General features: G+C 73.6%; 17 protein-coding genes and 1 tRNA gene. 12 read left to right on the forward strand and 6 right to left on the reverse strand.

Translation table 11 applies throughout. From position 1 onward, the window contains the following. Nucleotides 1–2: 2 nt before the first annotated feature. Nucleotides 3–260: a mycoredoxin gene (locus tag ABZ495_RS08235; RefSeq protein ID WP_329489505.1), complete on the reverse strand. Its 258-nt coding sequence runs from the start codon at nt 258–260 to the stop codon at nt 3–5. Nucleotides 261–450: 190 nt separating this feature from the next. Between ABZ495_RS08235 and ABZ495_RS08240 the strand changes: the two genes are divergently transcribed. The 4 genes from ABZ495_RS08240 to ABZ495_RS08255 all read left to right on the forward strand — a co-directional run bounded on the left by ABZ495_RS08240 (nt 451) and on the right by ABZ495_RS08255 (nt 4,393). After that, the gene (locus tag ABZ495_RS08240) at nt 451–2,682 is read left to right on the forward strand and encodes an ATP-dependent DNA helicase UvrD2 (protein WP_329489506.1); all 2,232 of its coding nucleotides are present in this window, start codon (nt 451–453) and stop codon (nt 2,680–2,682) included. A 296-nt stretch (nt 2,683–2,978) separates the two neighbouring features. Further along, a complete protein-coding gene (locus tag ABZ495_RS08245; protein ID WP_359803252.1) occupies nt 2,979–3,461 on the forward strand; it encodes a hypothetical protein in 483 nt (160 codons plus the stop codon). Nucleotides 3,462–3,680: 219 nt separating this feature from the next. Next, nucleotides 3,681–3,998, forward strand: coding sequence for a WhiB family transcriptional regulator (locus ABZ495_RS08250; protein ID WP_329492237.1), 318 nt, complete (start codon nt 3,681–3,683; stop codon nt 3,996–3,998). Then, entirely contained in the window at nt 3,995–4,393 is a 399-nt protein-coding gene (locus tag ABZ495_RS08255; protein ID WP_359834974.1) for a hypothetical protein, read from the forward strand. The genes ABZ495_RS08250 and ABZ495_RS08255 overlap by 4 nt, the downstream gene beginning before the upstream one ends. 90 nt (nt 4,394–4,483) lie before the next feature. Here ABZ495_RS08255 and ABZ495_RS08260 read toward each other — a convergent pair whose 3' ends face one another. Continuing rightward, nucleotides 4,484–5,875 (reverse strand): AarF/ABC1/UbiB kinase family protein, encoded by a 1,392-nt coding sequence (locus ABZ495_RS08260; RefSeq protein WP_359803250.1) that lies wholly within the window; start codon nt 5,873–5,875, stop codon nt 4,484–4,486. A 140-nt stretch (nt 5,876–6,015) separates the two neighbouring features. Beyond that, complete coding sequence (locus ABZ495_RS08265) at nt 6,016–7,101, reverse strand: ThiF family adenylyltransferase (protein ID WP_359803248.1); 1,086 nt, start codon at nt 7,099–7,101, stop codon at nt 6,016–6,018. Nucleotides 7,102–7,515: 414 nt separating this feature from the next. Here ABZ495_RS08265 and ABZ495_RS08270 point away from each other — a divergent pair, with 414 nt between their 5' ends. After that, entirely contained in the window at nt 7,516–8,085 is a 570-nt protein-coding gene (locus ABZ495_RS08270) for a M48 family metallopeptidase (RefSeq protein WP_329492238.1), read from the forward strand. A 134-nt stretch (nt 8,086–8,219) separates the two neighbouring features. On the opposite strand, the gene ABZ495_RS08275 is transcribed toward ABZ495_RS08270, so the two are convergent. Next, a complete protein-coding gene (locus tag ABZ495_RS08275; protein WP_359834976.1) occupies nt 8,220–8,807 on the reverse strand; it encodes an NUDIX hydrolase in 588 nt (195 codons plus the stop codon). Continuing rightward, nucleotides 8,804–10,393 carry a zinc-dependent metalloprotease gene (locus ABZ495_RS08280; RefSeq protein WP_359834978.1) on the reverse strand — a complete coding sequence of 530 codons (1,590 nt, stop codon included), beginning with the start codon at nt 10,391–10,393 and terminating at the stop codon, nt 8,804–8,806. The genes ABZ495_RS08275 and ABZ495_RS08280 overlap by 4 nt, the downstream gene beginning before the upstream one ends. A 269-nt stretch (nt 10,394–10,662) precedes the next feature. On the opposite strand from ABZ495_RS08280, the gene ABZ495_RS08285 reads away from it, so the two are divergent. From ABZ495_RS08285 to ABZ495_RS08300, 4 genes are all read left to right on the forward strand, one after another. Beyond that, the gene (locus ABZ495_RS08285) at nt 10,663–11,751 is read left to right on the forward strand and encodes an NAD-dependent epimerase/dehydratase family protein (RefSeq protein ID WP_329492240.1); all 1,089 of its coding nucleotides are present in this window, start codon (nt 10,663–10,665) and stop codon (nt 11,749–11,751) included. A gap of 144 nt (nt 11,752–11,895) precedes the next feature. Continuing rightward, the gene (locus ABZ495_RS08290) at nt 11,896–12,336 is read left to right on the forward strand and encodes a molybdenum cofactor biosynthesis protein MoaE (RefSeq protein WP_329489513.1); all 441 of its coding nucleotides are present in this window, start codon (nt 11,896–11,898) and stop codon (nt 12,334–12,336) included. Nucleotides 12,337–12,518: 182 nt separating this feature from the next. Next, a complete protein-coding gene (locus ABZ495_RS08295; RefSeq protein ID WP_329489514.1) occupies nt 12,519–12,707 on the forward strand; it encodes a hypothetical protein in 189 nt (62 codons plus the stop codon). 42 nt (nt 12,708–12,749) lie between these two features. Beyond that, entirely contained in the window at nt 12,750–13,835 is a 1,086-nt protein-coding gene (locus ABZ495_RS08300) for a PDZ domain-containing protein (RefSeq protein ID WP_329489515.1), read from the forward strand. A 62-nt stretch (nt 13,836–13,897) separates the two neighbouring features. Here the strand turns inward: ABZ495_RS08300 and ABZ495_RS08305 are convergent, their stop codons facing one another. Beyond that, the gene (locus ABZ495_RS08305) at nt 13,898–14,461 is read right to left on the reverse strand and encodes a PPA1309 family protein (protein ID WP_329489516.1); all 564 of its coding nucleotides are present in this window, start codon (nt 14,459–14,461) and stop codon (nt 13,898–13,900) included. A 277-nt stretch (nt 14,462–14,738) separates the two neighbouring features. On the opposite strand from ABZ495_RS08305, the gene ABZ495_RS08310 reads away from it, so the two are divergent. The 3 genes from ABZ495_RS08310 (at nt 14,739) to ABZ495_RS08320 (ending at nt 20,225) form a co-directional block, all read left to right on the forward strand. Continuing rightward, nucleotides 14,739–17,729 (forward strand): UPF0182 family protein, encoded by a 2,991-nt coding sequence (locus tag ABZ495_RS08310; protein WP_359803242.1) that lies wholly within the window; start codon nt 14,739–14,741, stop codon nt 17,727–17,729. Between the two features lie 56 nt (nt 17,730–17,785). Further along, a tRNA-Met gene (locus ABZ495_RS08315) sits at nt 17,786–17,859 on the forward strand. A gap of 383 nt (nt 17,860–18,242) precedes the next feature. Beyond that, entirely contained in the window at nt 18,243–20,225 is a 1,983-nt protein-coding gene (locus ABZ495_RS08320; RefSeq protein WP_359834980.1) for a tetratricopeptide repeat protein, read from the forward strand. The last annotated feature ends 4 nt before the right edge of the window (nt 20,226–20,229 follow it).

Below are 20,229 nucleotides of genomic sequence, written 5' to 3' on the forward strand. Positions count from 1 at the left end.
GGTCAGGCCGCCAGGGCCTTCTTGACCTGCATCAGGCTCGGGTTGGTCATCACGACCTGCTCGCCGCCGCCCGCCGGCGTCACCAGAACCGTCGGCACGATCTGGTTGCCGCCGTTCACGGACTCGACGAAGGACGCCGAGTTCGGGTCCTCCTCGATGTTGATCTCGGTGTAGCCGATGCCTTCACGGGTCAGCTGGCTCTTGAGTCGGTTGCAGTACCCACACCAGGTCGTGCTGTACATCGTCACGCTGCCGGACATCGAGGGGCTCCTTCGGGAAAGAGGGCGTGCGGTCTCTGGGAGGAACGTCCGTCACGCAACGGTCATTCCGCGTGCGCCCGGCGTGAGATCGACCTCGCACGCCCGAGCGCGCACCGTTCATCCTGCGATCGCACCGGGCCTGTGGACAAGCCCGCCCCGGTTGTCGCACCGGGCTGAGAGGATGGAACGCATGCAGGAAGACCTCTTGAGCGGCAGCCCGTTCGACGACTACCGCGCCGCGTCCGGCCCCGACGCGGTGCTCGCCGGGCTCGACCCCGAGCAGCGGGCCGTCGCCACCGCCCTGCAGGGGCCCGTCTGCGTGCTCGCCGGCGCCGGCACCGGCAAGACGCGCGCCATCACCCACCGGATCGCCTACGGAGTCCGCAGCGGGGTCTACCAGCCCGCCCAGGTGCTCGCCGTCACCTTCACCGCCCGCGCGGCGGGGGAGATGCGCGGGCGGCTGCGCCAGCTCGGCGCCGAGGGCGTCCAGGCCCGCACCTTCCACGCCGCCGCGCTGCGCCAGCTCCAGTACTTCTGGCCGCGCGCCGTGGGCGGCCCGGTGCCGCAGCTGGTGGAGCGCAAGGTCCAGCTGGTCGCGGAGTCCGCCGCGCGCTGCGGGCTGCGCGTCCAGCGCACCGAACTGCGCGACCTCACCGCCGAGATCGAGTGGGCCAAGGTCTCCCAGATCGGCCCGGACGACTACCCGGCCGCGGTGCAGAAGTCGGCCCGCGAGGCCCCGCGCGACCCGGCCGAGATCGCCCAGGTGTACCGGGTGTACGAGGAGACCAAGAGCCGCCGCGGCGTCATCGACTTCGAGGACGTCCTGCTGCTGACCGCCGCGATCCTGGAGGACCGCCCGGACATCGCCGACCAGGTCCGCGCCCAGTACCGGCACTTCACCGTCGACGAGTACCAGGACGTCTCGCCGCTCCAGCAGCGGCTGCTCGACCAGTGGACCGGCCCCGCCGCGGGCAGCCTCTGCGTGGTCGGCGACGCCAGCCAGACCATCTACTCGTTCACCGGCGCCACCCCCGACTACCTGCTGAACTTCCGCACCCGCCACCCCGAGGCGACGGTGGTCAAGCTGGTCCGGGACTACCGCTCCACCCCGCAGGTCGTCCACCTGGCCAACGGGCTGCTCGCGCAGGCCCGCGGTCAGGCGGCCCGGCACCGGCTGGAGCTGGTCTCGCAGCGCGAGGCCGGTCCCGAGCCCGTCTACACCGAGTACGAGGACGAGCCGACCGAGGCCGAGACCACCGCCCGCCGGATCAAGGAGCTGCTGGCGTCCGGGGTGCGGGCCAGCGAGGTCGCCGTGCTGTTCCGCACCAACGGCCAGTCCGAGGTCTACGAGCAGGCACTCGCCGACCTCGGCGTCTCCTACCAGCTCAAGGGCGCCGAGCGGTTCTTCGAGCGCCCCGAGGTGCGGGACGCCGGCGTGCTGCTGCGCGGCGCCGCCCGGGCCGCCTCCGACCCGCTCACCGACGGCACCCCCGGCCTCGCCGCGCAGGTCCGGGCGGTGCTCGCGACCCGGGGCTTCACCGCCGAGCCGCCGGCCGGCTCCGGCGCGGTGCGCGAGCGCTGGGAGTCGCTGGCCGCGCTGGTCCGGCTCGCCGAGGACTTCGAGCGCACCCGCACGGCGGCCGGGGAGCCGGCCGACCTGGCCGCGTACGTCGCCGAGCTGGACGGCCGGGCCGCGGCCCAGCACGCGCCCGCCGTCGAGGGCGTCACGCTGGCCTCGCTGCACGCCGCCAAGGGCCTGGAGTGGGACGCCGTCTTCCTGGTCGGCCTCACCGAGGGCACCATGCCGATCATCTACGCCAAGACGGACGAGCAGGTCGAGGAGGAGCGCCGGCTGCTCTACGTCGGCGTCACCCGGGCCCGCAAGCACCTCTCGCTCTCCTGGTCGCTCTCCCGCTCGCCCGGCGGCCGGGGCAACCGCAAGCCGACCCGCTTCCTGGACGGGCTGCGGCCGAACTCCGGCGCACCGGGCGCGCGCGCCGGGGGCCGGGGCGGGCGCGGTGGCGTCGAGGCCGGCGAGCGCTCCGCCGGGCGCCGGGTGCGCGGCCCGGTCCGCTGCCGGGTCTGCGAGCGGGTGCTCACCGAGGCGGTCGAGCGCAAGCTGCGCCGCTGCGAGAGCTGCCCCTCCACGATGGACGAGGCGCTGTACGAGCGGCTGCGCGAGTGGCGGGCCGGGCAGGCGAAGAAGCAGGGCGCCCCGGCCTACGTGGTGTTCACCGACGCGACGCTGATGGCGATCGCCGAGGACGTCCCGGCGACCACCCAGGAACTGGCGGTGATCTCGGGGGTCGGTGCGATGAAGCTGGACAAGTACGGGGCCGCCGTGCTCTCGTTGTGTGCGGGGGAAGAGCTCACGGAGGATCCGGTCGACGTCGAGGACGGCGATCCGGACGAACCGGCCTGAGCCGGTCCCGGGGAGGTCCCCGGGGCGGGCGGAGCCGATGCCCCGGGCTCCTTCGGAAGCCGTCGAGAAACTCGCCGGAAAAATAGTTTGCGCGCCGTACCGGGAGCGCAATAGCCTGCCGGAGCGGTCAAGGGGACGCGAACGCACGGGGTGACGCCTGTGCCATGTCCTCCTGGGCCCGACAGCTTCTCCGCACCACGCACCACCTGCATCACCTGCACCACCGAGACAGACATCCGAACAGTTCGGAGCCCGGGAAACCAGGCCCCGCGAGACGCCGAGAGGAGGCGAAGACAGTGGAAACCATCATGATCACCAAACTGACTGGCCAGACCGTCGTCGCCGCTGCCTCTCTGCGTGCCGCCCGCCTGCGGGCTCTCGCCGAGCTGGGTGGAACCGGTCTGGGTCTCGAAGCCGTGGGTGCCTCCGTCATTCCCGCTTCCGTCGCCTCCGTTGTCAGTGGTCTTGGACACACTGGCCCCTGCGGCGCGGATATCACGGGCGGTATTGACGGCACCTCTGTCGAGACCGGTCTGTCCCGTGGCTGGGCGGCCGTGAGCACGTCGCGCTCCCTGCGTGACGAGCGACCGACCCAGGCACCGAAGGCAGCCGTAGCCGCCGCCATGCATGGCGGCTATGCGCGGGTCATCGGTGCCGGAAACGCCCAGAAGCAGAACGAGCAGCAGATCAACGAGCAGGCCATGGCCGCCTTTACGGGAGCCACGGCCGTCCGGATGCGGGCCTTCCGCGGGCCTGAACCCTGGAGAGAACGAACCTGAGGAAGCCTCAGGTCGGCACCTCCAGGGCCGCGGAACCCGTCACACCGGGATCCGCGGCCCTTCTGTTTTGTCCGGTACGCAAGACCACCCAGGCCCTCCGGGGCCTCCGGCCCAGCCCCACCAGTCAGCTGAGCCGGACCCACTGAAAAGACGAGGAAGACGCCCACAGTGTCCACGGTCATCACGCCGCCCATCCCGTCCGTACCGCAGACAAGCCAGATCACCCCGGCCGACCAGGCCGACCCTCCGGAGGTTTCCCTGATGCAGATCACCACCATCGAGCAGGCCGAGGCGCTCGGTCTCCCCATCCCGTGCCGCGCCTTCGACCCGGAGGTCTTCTTCGCCGAGACGCCCGCCGACGTCGAGTACGCGAAGTCCCTCTGTGGCACCTGCCCGGTCAAGGACGCGTGTCTGACCGGTGCGCTGGAGCGGCGCGAGCCGTGGGGCGTCTGGGGTGGCGAGCTCTTCGTCCAGGGTGTCGTCGTGGCCCGCAAGCGGCCGCGTGGCCGCCCGCGCAAGACCGAGGTCGCAGCGTGAACCCCGCGCTCGGAGCCAAGGCCGTCCGCCGGGGAGAGCAGCCCCCGCTGGACAGCGCCCTTCGCCGCTCCGTGCGAATCGCCGCCGCCAAGGCCGACGCGGCCCGCACCGTCCACTTCCCTACGTCGCACCACGAGCAGGACCACGACATGACCCCCGCCGCCATTGACCCGACCGTCCGCGCCGAGCAGACCACCGAACTTCAGATCCAGAACAGGACCCTTGAGATGCAACTCCTCCACGAATCCCTGGCCCGTGCCCATATGCAAGAGCGCTTGCAAGAGGCCGAGCACGAACGGCTCGTCTCCCGGGTCGCCCGGGCCCGCCGGCTCAAGCTGAGGGCCGAACGGGCCTCGCTGCGGGCCCGCAAGGCCCTCGCCGTCGCGCTGATGTAGCGCGCCGGGCCGTAAGAGTTCCACCCCCGTCGTGCCGCAGGCCGCCCCCCGAACCGGGGGGCGGCCTGCGGCCGTTGCTGCCCGGACCGGTCAGGGCTTCTTGACAGCCTTGGTGGCCCTGGTGGCGGTGCGCGCCTTCGGCGGGGTGGCGGGGCGCTCCTCGAACTCCGGGAGCCACCGCCGCATCTCCGCCCGGAACGGCGCGTTGGCGCCCAGCTGGCAGAGCACCCCGATGGTGCTCAGCGTGACCCGGTGGATCAGCAGGTACGCCGGGGGCAGGTTGAGCTGCTTGCCCAGGTTGTAGGCGGGCGACCGCGGATCGGCGATCCGCGCGGCCTGGGCCCGCATCCAGGCCCGGGTGAAGTGGAAGGTGTCCACCGCGGCCGGCTCGATGATCGGGACGAGGTAGTCCAGCACCGCGTCCGGGTCCAGCTCGATCGAGGGCTTGACGAAGCCCTCCTCGCGCAGCATCTCCAGCACGCCCGCGGCGTCGCCCGCCAGGGCCATCCGCAGGGAGGCGCCGATCGGGGCGGGCAGCCCGCCCGGCAGCCGGTCGACGGTGCCGAAGTCCAGCACCCCGAGCCGCCAGCCGGCGACCGGGCCGTCGTCCTTGAGCAGCCGGAAGTTGCCCGGATGCGGGTCGGCGTGCAGCAGGCCGGTCCGGGACGGGCCGGCGAACAGGAACCGGGCCAGCAGGTGCCCGGCCCGGTCGCGCTCCTCCTGGGTGCCGCCGGTGATCACCTCGGCCAGCGGGGTGCCGTCCATCCACTCGGTGACCAGCACCTGGTCGGCCTGCGCGACCACACCAGGCACCTGGATGTCCGGGTCGCCCGCGAACTCCTCGGCGTGCCGGCGCTGGGCCTGCGCCTCCAGCTCGTAGTCCAGCTCCTCGGCGACCCGCTCGCGCAACTCGGTGATCAGCGGCTTGATGTCGAGGCCGGGGATGAGCGGGCCGAGCAGCCAGGCCACCCGGCTCAGCTGCGTGAGGTCCGCCAGCAGGGCGTCGCCCGCGCCCGGGTACTGGACCTTGACGGCCACCTCGCGGCCGTCGTGCCAGACGGCCCGGTGCACCTGCCCGATCGAGGCGGCGGCCGCCGGCCGGTCGTCGAACTCCCGGAACAGCTCCCGCCAGCCTTCGCCGAGGCGCTCCGCGAGCGCGGTGTGGACCTTGGCGGCGGGCATCGGCGGGGCGGCGTCCTGCAGTTTGGTCAGGGCCGCCCGGTAGGGCCCGGCGACCTCCTCGGGCAGCGCGGCCTCGAAGACGGACAACACCTGCCCGAACTTCATCGCCCCGCCCTTGAGCTCGCCCAGGACCTTGAAGAGCTGGTCGGCGGTGGCCTGCTGGAGCTCGGCCGTCACCACCTCGGCGGAGCGCCCGCCGATCCGCTTCCCCAGCCCGAGGGTGGCCCGCCCGGCGATTCCCAGCGGCAGGGCTGCGAGCCGTGCCGTGCGGGTCATTGCCTTGCGCGGAAGATCGCTCACCCGGGCCTCCAATCCACACGCCCCCGGCACCCCACGACCGGGGGCCGACCATCACTACGCCATTGTGCCCGCTCGCCGCCCCGGTCCCGGCCCCCTTTTCCGACCTGTCGTGCGGCGGTCGCCGCGGCGCCCCGCCGCGGTCATCCCGGCGGCTGCGGTTGCCAGAGGCAGCCGCAGTCGGGGTGGCCCTTCAGCCGCAGCCGCCGGGGCATGCCGTCGACGGCCGAGAGTTCGCACCAGCCGTCGAGGCTCGGCGGCCGGCCGCCGTCCAGGTAGACCTGGGCGTGGAGGGCGGCGAGGCCCGCCACGGCCGTCGCCAGGCCGGTGTCGCAGGCGGGGGTGCGGGCCCGGCCGGGGCCCTCGTCGGCGAGCTGGGCCAGGATCCGGGGCCAGGCCGGATCCTCGTCCTCGCGGGCCAGTACCAGGCAGTGGCCGCAGGCCGAGACACCGGGCACGACGAGCGGGCCGACCACGCCGAACTCCTCCACCACCCCGACGTACAGGTGCGGCACCCCGGCCCGCAGCAGCTCCCTGGCCTCGGCCGCGCCGCCGGCGAAGGCACCGCTGCCGTCCCTCGGCGCCAGCACCACCAGGTCGAGGTCCCGCGCCGACGGGCGGCGGGTGCCCGGAGCCGTGCGGCGGGCCGAGGCCCGCCGGACGGCGTCGCGGGCGGCGGTGGACCGCAGCCGCCCGACCTCGCCGGGCGGCAGGCCGGCGGGGGAGCAGTCCGCGGGCCGCACCCGGCCGGTGTCGGTGACGGTGACCGCCCCCGTACCGGCGGCCGCCAGGACGGCGGCGATCGCGGCGCCGACCCGGCCGGCCCCGCGCACCTCCACCCGGTGGTCGGCCCGGCGGCCGAGGACGGCGGGGGCGGCGCCGGGGGCGGAGTGCACCAGGGAGAGCGAAGCGAGGTCCGGGCCGAGCAGCTCCCGGTGCGGCTGCGGGAAGCGGGCCAGCGCACGGCCCGCCGCCTCGGCGTCGTCGAGCAGCCCGGTCCGCTCCAGCTCGTCCAGCAGCGCGCCGGTCGGCTCGCGCCCGAGGCCGGCCCGCTCACCGGCGGCCAGCAGCGCGGGCCGGTCCCGCGTCCCGTCGAGCAGGCCGAGGAAGTCGCAGCGGGCCCGGTCCGCGCGTTCGACCACTCCGGCGTACCGGCGGACGGTGCCGAACTGCAGGGTCTCGGAGTCCCGCCAGCTGCGGGAGAGGGCGGGCTTCAGCAGGAGGCGCACGGTGGATTTCCTTCCGATCGTTTCCGGACGGCCGGGGCCAGCCTGCCCGATCGGCGCGGATCCGTGCCCGGCGTTGTCCACAGGCACGAGCACATGATCGAATGATCCGTTCGCATGCCCTGTGGATAACCTGCCGGCCGGTACGGGGTCGCATTCCGGACACCCGCCGTCGGCCTTTCGTTCCCGATCACTCCACGAAAGATTTCGGCCATGGCAGCGGACTTCTGTCAGTGGTACCGGGTAACGTCGTGTGCCATGGCAGCCGAACGGGACTCCCATCCCCCGGCGTCGCGTCGGCGTGCCCGTGCAGCCTCCGGGTCCCAGGTCGCGACGCCGAGCACGCGCGGGCGCCCGGACCAACAGCCCGGATCGGCGCCCGCGCAGCCCCCCGCGCCGTCGGACAAACACGTCGAGCTGCCCTTCGACCGCTCCCGGGTGGAGGTCCGCCGCAGTGCCCGGCGCAGCCGCACCGTCTCGGCCTACCGTGAGGGCGACCGCACGGTCGTGCTGATCCCGGCCCGGATGTCGCACGCCGAGGAACAGCGCTGGGTCGCGCAGATGCTGGAGAAGCTGGCCGCCCAGGAGAGCCGCCGGGTGCTCGGCGACGACGCGCTGGCCGTCCGGGCGCGCGAGCTGTCCGCCGCCTACCTGGGCAACCGCGCCCAGCCGGTCCAGGTCCGCTGGGTCACCAACCAGAACTCCCGCTGGGGTTCCTGCACCCCCAGCGAGCGGACCATCCGGCTCTCGCACCGGCTGCAGGGCATGCCGGAGTACGTCGTCGACTACGTGCTGCTGCACGAGCTCGCCCACCTGCTGGTGCCGGACCACGGCGCCTCGTTCTGGGCCCTGCTGGAGGCGTACCCGCGGACGGAGCGGGCCCGCGGCTATCTGGAGGGCGTCGCCTCGGCGGCCCGGCTGCCGCACATCCCGGGCGCCCGGCACGCGGGTCCGCCGGAGGCCGAGCCGGCCGGATCCTGCGGCTGACCGGAGCGCCGCACCCCCGTGGCGGGCGCGGGCGGCGGGCGACGCGGGGCGGACGGGCGCGGGTCAGCGGCGGACGGACGCACGACAGAGGGGCGCGGGCCCCTGTGGCCCGCGCCCCTCAGGTCTGTCGCGCCTCAGCCGGTGAGCTGCCGGGCGCGCGCCACCAGGTCGCGCACCGAGTGGTCGGTCAGCTCGGGCAGCTCGTCGAAGCCGAACCAGCGCAGGTCCAGCGACTCCTCGCTGATCAGCGCCTCGGCGCCGGGCGGGGCCACCGCGATGTACTGGACGTCCAGATGGGTGTTCTCCGGCCGGTCCTTGCCGGTGCAGCGGACCTGGTGCCGGTCGAGCTTGGCCGGTACCGGTACGCCGTCGGCGGCCAGCAGCACGAGGTCCGGGATGCCCGACTCCTCGGTGGCCTCGCGCAGCGCGGCGGAGGCCAGGTCGCGGTCGCCCGGCTCGCAGTGGCCGCCCATCTGCAGCCAGAGGCCGACCTTGGGGTGCAGGGTCAGCAGCACCCGCCCGGCGGCCGGGTCCACCACGGCCGCGCTGGCGGTGATGTGAGCGGGCAGGCAGGAGCGGAACAGGCCCTCGGGCTGCTCGGCCAGGTGGTCCAGGTAGTCGAGGCGCAGCCGCTCCTGGTCCGGGTCGGCCGGACGCCAGCCGCTCAGGGTGCGGACCGCGGCCGCGTGCAGGGCGGACGCGCCCGTCTCGGTGAGCGTCATGCGGTCGGCTCGCCCTTCCCGTCCTCGCCGTCGTCCTTCTTCTTCTCCAGGTCGGGCCTGGCGGACTCCGAAGGCTTCGAGGGCTCCGAGGGCTCCGAGGACTTCGACGGCCCGCCCGCGGCGGCCTCGCCGAGCAGCTTGTCGATCGCGTCGAAGTCCAGGCCGCCCTCGGTGTCGCCGGCGGTGTCCCGGTGCACGAAGGCGTCCGGGTCGTCCAGGTCGGCGGCGGTGGGGAGCATGTCGGGGTGCTGCCAGAGGTCGTCGCGGCCCTCGATGCCCCGGGCGTCGGCGAGCAGCGCCCAGAGCCGGGCGGCGTCGCGCAGCCGGCGCGGGCGCAGCTCCAGGCCGACCAGGGTGGCGAAGGTCTGCTCGGCGGGTCCGCCGGCCGCACGGCGGCGGCGGACGGTCTCGCGCAGCGCGCCGGCCTGCGGCAGGTGCGGTTCGGCGGCGGTGTGCACCACGGCGTCGACCCAGCCCTCGACCAGCGCGAGCGCCGTCTCCAGACGGGCGAGCGCGGCCTTCTGCTCGGGGGTGTCCTCGGGCTGGAGCAGTCCGCCGGCCAGGGCCTCCTGGAGCGCCTCGGGGTTGCTCGGGTCGAGCTGGCCGGCGAGCTCCTCCATCCGGGAGGTGTCGACCTTGATGCCGCGCGCATAGGCCTCGACGGCGCCGAACAGGTGGGCGCGCAGCCACGGCACGTGGGCGAAGAGGCGCTGGTGGGCGGCCTCGCGCAGGGCGAGGTAGAGCCGGACCTCGTCGGCGGGCACGTTCAGGCCCTCGCCGAACTCGGCGATGTTCTGCGGCAGCAGCGCGGCCTTCCCGGCGGGGGCCAGCGGCAGGCCGACGTCGGTCGAGCCGACCACCTCGGCGGCGAGCGCGCCGAGCGCCTGGCCGATCTGGCTGCCGAACATGGCGCCGCCCATCGAGCGCATCATGCCCATCAGCGGGCCCGCCATGGCCTGCATCTCCTCGGGCAGGACGCCGCCCATGGCCGTGCCCACCCGCTCGGCGACCGGGTCCACGAGGTCCTTCCAGACCGGCAGGGTGGCTTCGATCCACTCGGCCCGGCTCCAGGCGACGGCGGTGCCGGCCCCGGAGGGGAACTCGGTGGCGCCGTCCAGCCAGAGGTCGGCGAGCCGGACGGCCTCGGCGACGGCGGAGCGCTCGGAGGCGCCGACCGACCGGTCCTTGGACTTGCCCTCGACGGGCTCGGCGACGACGGTCTGGCGGGCGATGTCCTTGGCGAGGTCCCAGTTCACCGGGCCGCCCTCGAACGAGAGCATCTGGCCGAGCTGCTGGAAGGCGGCGCCGAGGTCGTTGGGGTTGAGGCCGCCGAACATCGCGGCGAAGGGGTTGTCGCCCCCGCCGGGCCCGCTCGGGGTGCCGGGAGCGCCGGGAGCGCCGGGCATCCCCATGCCGAAGAGCGCGCCGAAGGGGTTCCCGCCGAAGCCGAACGGCTGGGGGCCGCCCTGCTCGCCGCCCTGGTCCTTCTTCTTCTGCTCGTCGCCGGGCTTGCCCTTGCCGTCCTCGGGCTTGCCGTCCTCGGGCTCCTCTGGCGGAACGCCGAATCCGAAGGGAAGGTCGCTCACGGGGTCCTCGATCCGGTCGGCCGTCATGCGGGGTGGTGGCGGAATTACGGCCCGCCCGGGACGGTCCGCGGAGTGGGGGACTCGCGTTCGGTGGGCGGCTCCCGCACGGCTGGTCCGCGCCGGGTGCACCGCCGGGCCTTCGCCTCGGGCAGGATGGACGTACGTGACACACGCACGTACGCACATAAGCTAACCGTGGAGGATGGCCGGTGAGTTCCCCGCCTTCGGACGTTCGCTCTGGGCTGACCGGAGGAGAGGACGCCCCGGACATCACGGCGTCGCCGCCTCCAGCCTACGGCGGAAGGCCACTGACCGTGGCCGTCACCGGCGCCGCCGGTGTGCTCGGCGAGCGCGTCGCCGCCCGCCTGGTCGCCTCGCCGGGGGTGAGGAAGGTGCTCGCCGTCGACGACCGGCGGGGCGAGGTGCCGGGCGTGCAGTGGCGCGTCCTGGACGTCCGCGACCCGGCGGTGGCCGAGCGGCTGGCCGGTGTGGACGTGGTCGTCCACCTGGCGATGGACCTCGGGATGGAGTCCGATCCGCGCGCCCGCAGCGCCTACAACGTGCGCGGCGCGCAGACCGTGCTGACCGCCGCCGCGGCGGCCGGGGTGCACCGGGTGGTGCTGTGCACCTCCGCGATGGTCTACGGCGCGCTCGCCGACAACGAGGTGCCGCTGGCCGAGGACTCCGAGCTGCGGGCCACCGAGGAGGCCTCGCTGGTCGGCGACCTGCTGGAGATCGAGCGGCTGGCCCGGCGGGCCCCGCGGGCCCACCCGGGGCTGCAGGTGACCGTGCTGCGTCCGGCCGTGGTGGTCGGGCCCGGCGTCGACACCGTGCTGACCCGGCACTTCGAGGCGCCCCGGCTGCTGGTGGTGGCGGGCTCCCGGCCGTGCTGGCAGTTCTGCCACGTGGACGACCTGGCGGCGGCGCTGGAGTACGCGGCGCTCGGGCTGGTCGAGGGCGAGGTCACGGTCGGCTGCGACGGCTGGCTGGAGCAGGAGGACGTGGAGCGGCTGTCGGGCATCCGGCGGATGGAGCTGCCGGCCTCGCTCGCGCTGGGCACCGCGGCCCGGTTGCACCGGCTCGGGCTGACCCCGGCCCCGGCCGGGGACCTCGCGTACACGATGTACCCCTGGGTGGTGTCCGGCAGCCGGCTGCACGAGGCGGGCTGGCGTCCGACCTACACCAACGAGCAGGTGCTGGCGGAGCTGCTGGCGCAGGTCTCCGGGAAGCACGCGGTGGCCGGGCGGCGGCTCGGCGGCAAGGAGGCCGCCACCAGCCTGGGCGCGGCCGGGGCGACGGTGGCGCTGGTCGGTACGGCCGCGCTGGTCCGGCGGGCGCGCAAGCGGCGCCGCTTCTGACCCTTCGACGGCCGCGGCGGGCGGGGCCCGCCGCACCGGTGCCCGCCGCGGTCGGCGTGCCTCGATTCTCACGATGCGAAATTTCCCAATCGTGATACGGAACCCCCTTGCCCGAAGCCGCCCGCGATGGGGAATCATGGGGGTATGGCCGACAACCACGACCCCATCCGCCTGCTCGCCGTCCGCGACACCCCCCTCTCGCTCGACGAGGTCTACGAGGCGGTCGGCGACGACGCCGCCGGCGGTACGACCGTCTTCGTCGGGACGGTCCGGGACCACGACGGCGGGAAGTCGGTCGCCGCGCTGGAGTACAGCTGCCACCCCTCGGCCGAGCAGGAGATGCGCCGGATCGCCGAGAAGGTCGTCGCGGAGTTCCCGGTCCGGGCGCTCGCCGCGGTGCACCGGATCGGCCGGCTGGAGATCACCGACAAGGCCGTGATCGTCGCCGTCTCCTGCGCCCACCGGGGCGAGGCGTTCGCCGCCGCCCGCCGGCTGATCGACGACCTCAAGCACGAGGTGCCGATCTGGAAGCACCAGGTGTTCTCCGACGGCGAGGAGGAGTGGGTCGGCGCCGGCGGCTGCTGACCCACCCGGACACCGCCGACGCGCAGGCGCGCCGGGCCTTCACCCGAACGGGTCCGGGCCGGCGCCCCGGATACTCCCTGGCAGTGAGCCGATCGGCCGTGCCGTAACCCGGACGGCGCCACCCGCGTTCTCCGGCGGGGTGGTTAGTCTGCTCATAGACACGACGAGCTGGGAGTACTGATATGGCTGCGCTCGCCTGGTTGATCATTCCTGTCATCGCCGCACTGTTCGCCGCCGTGTGGGCGGGCTGGGCCCAGCGGTCCCCCAGAGCCACCGGTGACCCCGCCTCCCTCGCCGAGCACCGGCGCTTCATGGCCGCCATGGAACGCACCACCGCCGCCCCCGGCCCGGGCGAGGACCCCGGCCGGTAGCCCGGCGGGCGTGGCGTCGGGCGCGTCCCGTACTGTCGAGGCATGCCACGCCGCTCTGCGACGATGCTCGCCGCCACCCTGCTGCTCATAGCGCTGCTCTGCGCGTCGGTGATGATGAAGGTGCCGTACACGGAGATGAGCCCGGGGCCGACGTACAACACGCTCGGGGTGCAGGAGAAGACGGGCACGCCGGTGATCACCGTCACCGGCCACGAGTCCTACCCGGTGAGCGGCCACCTCAACATGACCACCGTCCAGGTCACCGGTGCCAAGTACGAGCCCAGCCTGGTCAACGCGGTGGTCGGGTGGCTCCGGGACGACGTGCTGGTGGTACCGCACGACAACGTCTACCCGAAGGGCCAGACGGACGCCGACGCCAAGCGGCAGAACGCCGAGGAGTTCGCGCTCTCCGAGGACCACGCGCGGACGGCGGCGCTGACCCAGCTCGGCATCCCGGTCGGTAACGAGCTGATCGTCCAGTCGGTCACGGCCGGGGCCCCGGCCGAGGGCAAGCTGCACGCCGGAGACCGGATCATCGCGGTCGACGGCGCCCCGGTCACCGACGCGGACAGCGTGGCGAAGGCCGTCACCAAGCACCAGCCCGGCGAGACGGCCGTCTTCACCGTGGTGCCGATGGTCAAGGACGCGAGCAAGGCGGACCCGGCGGCGGCCCGGACCGACATCGCCGTCCCGACCGTGAAGTCCCCCGACACCGGCGCCGCCATGGTCGGCATCCGGCCCGGCGTGCGGCACACCTACCCGTTCCAGATCGACATCGGCCTCCAGGACGTCGGCGGGCCGAGCGCGGGCCTGATGTTCTCGCTGGGCATCATCGACAAGCTGACGCCGGAGGACCTCACCGGCGGCAAGTTCGTCGCGGGGACGGGCACCATCGACGACGCCGGCGGCGTCGGGCCGATCGGCGGGATATCGATGAAGCTGATCGCGGCCCGGGACGCCGGCGCCCAGTACTTCTTCACCCCGGCCGCCAACTGCGCCGAGGCCGGCAAGAACACCCCGTCCGGACTGACCCTGATCAGGACCGAGACGCTGGACGGCGCGCTGAAGTCGCTGGAGCAGGTGCGCAGCGGGCAGACCGCCGCGCTGCCCTCCTGCGCCACCGGCTGACCGGCCGGACGCCGCGGGCCCCGGACGATCCCGTCCGGGGCCCGCGGCGTACCGGTCGTGGCCTAGGAGAAGGTGGCGAGCAGCGCCGCGGTCAGGCCGGGGACGAGGTCGGGGCCGGTCAGCACCTCGCGGGCGACGTCCTTGGAGCGCAGCCGCAGGGCGATCTCCCGCTTGCCGTCGCGCAGCACGGCGGCGGTGATCCGCACTTCCTCGCGGTTGGGGTGGTTGGCCACCCAGTCGGCGAGCTGGGCGTCGCTGGCGTTGCGCGGGCGGGACTGCTCGGCGCCCGGCGGCAGCATCAGCCGCTCGACCACCAGGGCGCAGCCGACCACCGCGTCGGGCCAGGCGATGGTGCCCAGGAACTTGTCCAGCTCCATGCCTTCGGGCAGTTCGTCCTGCTCGATCGGGGTGAGGCCGGCCTCCGGGCTGTCGGAGAGGCCGAGCTTCTTGGCGATCCCGGGATCGGCCTTGAGCAGGGCCGCGCTGTCCACCAGGGCGAACAGCCGGGCCGGGAGGTCCCAGCCGAGGGTGGCGGCGTACTCGTCGATCTCCAGCGCGGCCCGGGTCAGCGGGGTCGCGGCCGGGAGCTTGGAGACGTCGTCGGGGGAATTGGAGACATCGGACATGCCTCAATCCTCACACGCCGGGCGGTCCGGGCGGTGCCACAGGTCCGGCGGGGGCGGGCGCGGCGCCTACTGGCGGGGCCGCGGGCCGCCCGGGGGTTGCCCGGACCGCGGCGGAGCCCGGTGGCGCGTCCGGTGGCCGGACGGCCGGACGGCTGCGGCCGGGGAACGCCGGAGTAACCGTCTGCTAACGGTGGGAACTCGGCTAAAGCCTGGTTAAGTTGCACTGACGACCGCTCGATTCCAGACGACACAGCTGAGGTGCCCCGTGGTATTCCAGATGCCGGAACGCTCAGGGCCGGGATTCCGGCGCAGGGTAGGCCCGCCCTCCCGGCGGGCGCGGGTACTCCTGCTGACCCTGGGCGTACTCGCGGTGCTCTTCCTGCTGTTCGTCATGTTCGCCGGGTTCTGGACGGACTGGCTCTGGTTCAAGTCGGTCCACTACTCCTCGGTGTTCACCACCCAGCTCTGGACGAAGGTCGGCCTGTTCGCCGTCTTCGGCCTGTTGATGGCGCTGGTCGTGGGCGCCAACATCTGGCTGGCGCACCGGCTCCGGCCGCCGCTGTCGGCGATGTCGGTGGAGCAGCAGAGCCTGGACCGCTACCGGGCCGGCCTGGCGCCGTTCAAGCGCTGGGCGCTGATCGGGATCTCGCTGGTGATCGGCCTGGTGGCCGGCGCCGCCGCCTCGGGCCAGTGGCGGACCTGGCTGCTGTGGACCAACGGGACGTCTTTCGGCGTCAAGGACCAGCAGTTCGGCATGGACGTCTCGTTCTACGCCTTCGAGCTGCCGTTCTACGAGTTCCTGCTCGGCTTCGCGTTCAGCGCGGTGATCGTCTCGCTGCTGACCTCGGCGCTGGTGCACTACCTGTACGGGGGCCTGCGGCTGCAGGGCCCGGGCCGCCGGGCCAGTGCCGGCGCGCAGGGCCACCTCGCGGTGCTGCTCGGCGTGTTCGTGCTGCTGAAGGCGGTGGCGTACTGGCTGGACCGGTACGCGCTGGCGGTGAAGACCGGCTCGTACAAGAGCGTCACCGGCTGGACCGGCCTGCGCTACGTGGACGCCAACGCGTTCCTGCCGGCCAAGACCATCCTGTTCTTCGTCGCGATCATCTGCGCGGTGCTGTTCTTCCTGACCCCGATCCGCCGCACCTGGGCACCGGCCCTGATCGGCCTCGGGCTGATGGTGCTCTCGGCGGTGCTGATCGGCGGGGTGTACCCGGCGATCGTGCAGCAGTTCCAGGTCAAGCCGAACGAGCAGGCCAAGGAGACGCCGTACATCCAGAAGAACATCGACGCGACGCGGCAGGCGTACGGGATCGCGGACAGCCAGACCACCCAGTACACCCCGCAGGGTTCGACCACGGCCGAGGCGCTCAAGCCCGACGCGCAGACCATCGCGGACATCCGGCTGCTGGACCCGAACGTGGTCTCGCCGACCTTCCAGTCGATCGAGCAGCAGCGCTCGTACTACGCCTTCCCGTCCACGCTGGACGTGGACCGCTACGGCAAGGGCGAGACCGCCCAGGACACCGTGATCGGCCTGCGTGAGCTGGACCTCAACGGCGTGCAGCGCAACTGGATCAACGACCACTTCAAGTACACCCACGGCTACGGCGCGGTGGTGGCCAAGGGCAACCAGGTCAACGACAAGGGCCAGCCGGTCTTCACCGAGTCGGGCCTGCCGGCCACCGGTTCGCTGGGCGACTACCAGCAGCGGGTCTACTACGGCGAGAAGACCGGCACGTACTCGATCGTCGGCGGTGCCAACCAGGAGATCGACTACACCACCGACTCCGGTGAGAACAAGCAGTACCAGTACACCGGCGGCAGCGGTGTCTCGCTGGACAACCCGATCACCCGGGCCGCGTACGCGGTGAAGTTCGCCGAGCCGCAGATCCTCTACGCGGGGGCGATCACCGACGGCGCGAAGGTCATCTACGACCGGACGCCCAAGGAGCGGGTGGAGAAGGTCGCGCCGTGGCTGTCGATCGACGCCGACCCGTACCCGGTCGTGCAGCCCGGCCCGGACGGCCGGCCCGGGCGGGTGGTCTGGGTGCTGGACGGCTACACCACCTCCGACGGCTACCCGTTCTCCTCCAAGACGACGCTGGGCACGGCCACCAAGGACTCGCTGACCAACCAGCGCGGCGAGCTGCTGACCGCCGCCAACCAGGTCAACTACATCCGCAACTCGGTCAAGGCCACCGTGGACGCGTACACCGGTGAGGTGACGCTCTACCAGTGGGACGAGAACGACCCGGTGCTCAAGACCTGGATGAAGGCGTTCCCGGACACCGTCAAGGCCAAGGCCGACATCCCGGGCACGCTGATGCCGCACCTGCGCTACCCGCAGGACATGTTCAAGGTGCAGCGCGACCTGCTCGGCCAGTACCACGTGACGGACGCCAACTCGTTCTTCAACGGCAGCGACATCTGGCAGATCCCGGTCGACCCGACCAGCGACACCAAGCAGCCGCAGCCGCCGTACTACCTGACGGTGCGGATGCCGGACCCGGCGGTCACCTCCGCCAGCTTCTCGCTGACCAGCACCTTCGTGCCGAGCGGCCGGGAGAACCTGGCGGCCTTCATGGCGGTCAGTGCCGACCCGGGGCCGGACTACGGGAAGATCAGGCTGCTCAAGGTGCCGGGGGACAGCAAGACCCTCGGGCCCAACCTGGTGCAGTCGCAGTTCAACTCCCGCCAGGAAGTGGCCCAGCAGATCACCCTGCTGAAGAGCGGCGGTGACTCCGAGCTGGAGTACGGCAACCTGCTGACCCTGCCGGTCGGCGGCGGCCTGCTCAACGTCGAGCCGGTGTACGTGCGCGGGCGCGGTGCCAAGTACCCGACGCTGCAGAAGGTGCTCGCGGTGTACGGCAACGACAACGTGGCGTTCGAGAACACCCTGGAGGAGGCGCTGAAGAAGGTCTTCGCGGGTGCCGCCCCGGCGACCACGCCGACCGCGCCGACCACCCCGGGGACCCCGAGCACCCCGACGCCCACCCCGACGGCGCCGGCCACCCCGGGCACCGGCGGGGCCACCACCCCGGAGCTGCAGAAGGCCTGGGCGGACGTCGAGAAGGCGTACAACGACAGCCAGAACGCGTTCAAGAGCGGTGACTGGGCGGCCTACGGCCAGGCCCAGAAGGCGCTCGGCGACGCGATCAAGGCGGCCCAGGCGGCGCAGCAGAAGGCCGGCGGCACCCCCGCCGCCACGCCTTCGGCCACCGCGCCGGCCGGGGCCTCGCCGAGCCCCTCGGCGGGCGCGAGCCCCTGAGCTGGGAGAACCGATTCCTGTTCCACCCCGCGACCGTGCTATGGTTTCACTACCGACGCGGGGTGGAGCAGCTCGGTAGCTCGCTGGGCTCATAACCCAGAGGTCGCAGGTTCAAATCCTGTCCCCGCTACTCAGTAGCCGAGAGGCCCGGAGGATCATCCTCCGGGCCTCTCGCGTTTCCCGCCGAGGGTGGTGTGGGCCCCTCCGGTAGGATCGATCGTCGCCAACGACGCCGGCATCGGGGTTTGTGGGACCCGAGTGTCGGGAAATCGACAAAGCGCCGAAGCAATTTCGTCGGCTTCGGTTCCGCGCCGCCGAATTCGGCCGGGGCAGGTGTACGCGGGTTGCGGGTGATGCGACGATGGGACACATGGGGGACGTTGCGCGGCTGTTGACCGGCCGTCGGCTCCAGCGCGCCCCATGGGGACCCCTTCGGCCGGAGGCCGGCAGCGGGTCCGTCCGGCCGCGGGCCGGGGGAGGATGCCGCGACACTCTGGGGGAGCGGGAGTCGGCATGAGGCTGATCGGCAAGAACGGGCCAGGAGCCAAGTCCGCGGCGACCACCGAGGCGGACACCGAGGGCTGGGCCGATAGCTCCGAGAACTCCGAGGACCGGCCCGGCGCCCTGCCCGCCCAGCGCACCGGCGGACTGACGGACCGCCGGCCGGTCGACGGCTACGGCCCCGACAGCCTGGTGCACGTCTCCGCCAGCCAGTTCACCGCCGCCATCGGCCCCTACGGCGCCGCCACCGAGGACGAGGAGGTCGGCGAGGAGGGGCGCGAGCGGGCCGGATTCGACTCCGCCAGCTTCGAGACCGCACTGGCCGCCCGGGAGCAGGCCGCCCTGGAGGCCCGGCACCGCCAGGCCGCCGACGACGGGGACGCGGACGCCGCCGGCCGGCTCGGCACCCTGCTGCTGCGCCGCGGGGACCTGGAGGACGCCGAGCCGTACCTGCGCGGCGCCGCCGCGGCCGGGCTGCGCTCGGCCGCCAACAACCTCGGCGTGCTGCTGCACCAGCAGGGTCACCGCTCGGAGGCGGCCCAGTGGTGGCGTCAGGCCGCGGTGGCCGGCAGCGCGCCCGCCGCGCACGCGCTCGGGCTCCAACTGCGGGACCAGGGCGAGGAGGAGGCCGCCGAGTACTGGCTGCACTTCGCCGCCGACCACGGGCACCCGCTCGGCGCCTACGCGTTGGGCGACCTGATGGAGCACCGGCGCGACGTGCGCGCCGAGCGCTGGTTCAAGGTCTCCGCCGACGCCGGGCACCGCGAGGCCGCCTACCGGCTGGCCCGGATGCGCGAGGCCGCGGGGGACAAGGAGACCGCCGAGACCTGGTACCGCACCGCCGCCGCCCGCAGTCACGCCCGCGCCGCGCTGCGGCTCGGGGTGCTGCTGGAGGAGCGCTCCCGGGTCGACCACGGCCTGCTGGACGAGGCGGCCCGCTGGTACCGGCAGTCGGCGCAGAACGGCGAGCCGCGGGCGGCCTGCGCGCTGGGCTTCCTGCTGCGCGACTCCGGGGACCTCACCGCCGCCGCCGAGTGGTGGCAGGAGGCGGCCGAGGCGGGCGACGGCAACGCCGCCAACGCCCTGGGCGCGCTGCACGCCTCGCGCGGCGAGGCGGCCGAGGCCGAGCGCTGGTACCGCAGCGCACTGGACGCCGGCGACCAGAACGGCGCCTTCAACCTCGGACTGCTCTGCGCCGGGGCCGGCCGCGACCAGCAGGCCGAGCAGTGGTACCGCCGCGCCGCGTACGCCGGGCACCGCGAGGCGTGCAACGCGCTGGCCGTGGTGCTGCTCCAGCGCGGCGACGTGTCGGGCGCCGAGCCCTGGTTCTCCAAGGCCGCCGAGGCCGGCAGCGTGGACGGCGCCTTCAACCTGGGCGTGCTGCACGCCGGGCGCGGGGACCACCGGCAGGCGCAGGAGTGGTACGCGCGCGCCGCCGCCGAGGGCCACGGCGAGGCGGCCCTCCAGCTGGCGGTGGCCCAGGAGCAGCGCGGCAACCTGGCGGGGGCGCTGGAGCGCTACCGGCAGGCGGCGGCCGGCGGGTCGGCCGAGGGCGCGTTCCGGCTGGCCTCGGTGCTGGACCGGCGCGGCGACGCGGACGACGAGGCCGAGCACTGGTACGCGGTCGCGGCCGACGCCGGCCACCGCCGGGCGCAGGTCCGGATGGGCGTGCGGGCCGCCGAGCGCGGGGCGCTGGAGATCGCCGAGAGCTGGTACCGGCGGGCGGCCGGGGCGGGCAGCCGCAGCGCGGCCTTCAACCTGGGACTGCTGCTGGCCCGGCAGGACTGCGAGGCCGAGGCGATGCTCTGGTACACCCGGGCCGCCGACGCCGGGCACGGCCGGGCGGCGCTGCGGCTGGCCCTGCTGGCGCTGCGCCGCGGCGAGCCGGTGCAGGCGGAGAACTGGTGCCGGCGGGCGGCCGACTACGGCCCCGCCGAGGTCGCCGAGCGGGCCGGCCGGCTGCTCGGCGCGCTGCACGCGGATTTGAGCGCGTAGCGCT

Origin of the sequence: Kitasatospora sp. NPDC005748 (assembly GCF_040630735.1) — a bacterium.
Classification (GTDB): domain Bacteria; phylum Actinomycetota; class Actinomycetes; order Streptomycetales; family Streptomycetaceae; genus Kitasatospora.

Bases quoted from the DNA above. Each gene is read 5' to 3' on its own strand.
- ABZ495_RS08275 (WP_359834976.1), bottom strand. From the start codon at position 8,807: ATGACGCTCACCGAGACGGGCGCGTCCGCCCTGCACGCGGCCGCGGTC.
- ABZ495_RS08305 (WP_329489516.1), bottom strand. From the start codon at position 14,461: ATGTCCGATGTCTCCAATTCCCCCGACGACGTCTCCAAGCTCCCGGCC.
- ABZ495_RS08300 (WP_329489515.1), top strand. From the start codon at position 12,750: ATGCCACGCCGCTCTGCGACGATGCTCGCCGCCACCCTGCTGCTCATA.
- ABZ495_RS08320 (WP_359834980.1), top strand. From the start codon at position 18,243: ATGAGGCTGATCGGCAAGAACGGGCCAGGAGCCAAGTCCGCGGCGACC.
- ABZ495_RS08235 (WP_329489505.1), bottom strand. From the start codon at position 260: ATGTCCGGCAGCGTGACGATGTACAGCACGACCTGGTGTGGGTACTGC.
- ABZ495_RS08310 (WP_359803242.1), top strand. From the start codon at position 14,739: ATGCCGGAACGCTCAGGGCCGGGATTCCGGCGCAGGGTAGGCCCGCCC.
- ABZ495_RS08290 (WP_329489513.1), top strand. From the start codon at position 11,896: ATGGCCGACAACCACGACCCCATCCGCCTGCTCGCCGTCCGCGACACC.
- ABZ495_RS08295 (WP_329489514.1), top strand. From the start codon at position 12,519: ATGGCTGCGCTCGCCTGGTTGATCATTCCTGTCATCGCCGCACTGTTC.
- ABZ495_RS08240 (WP_329489506.1), top strand. From the start codon at position 451: ATGCAGGAAGACCTCTTGAGCGGCAGCCCGTTCGACGACTACCGCGCC.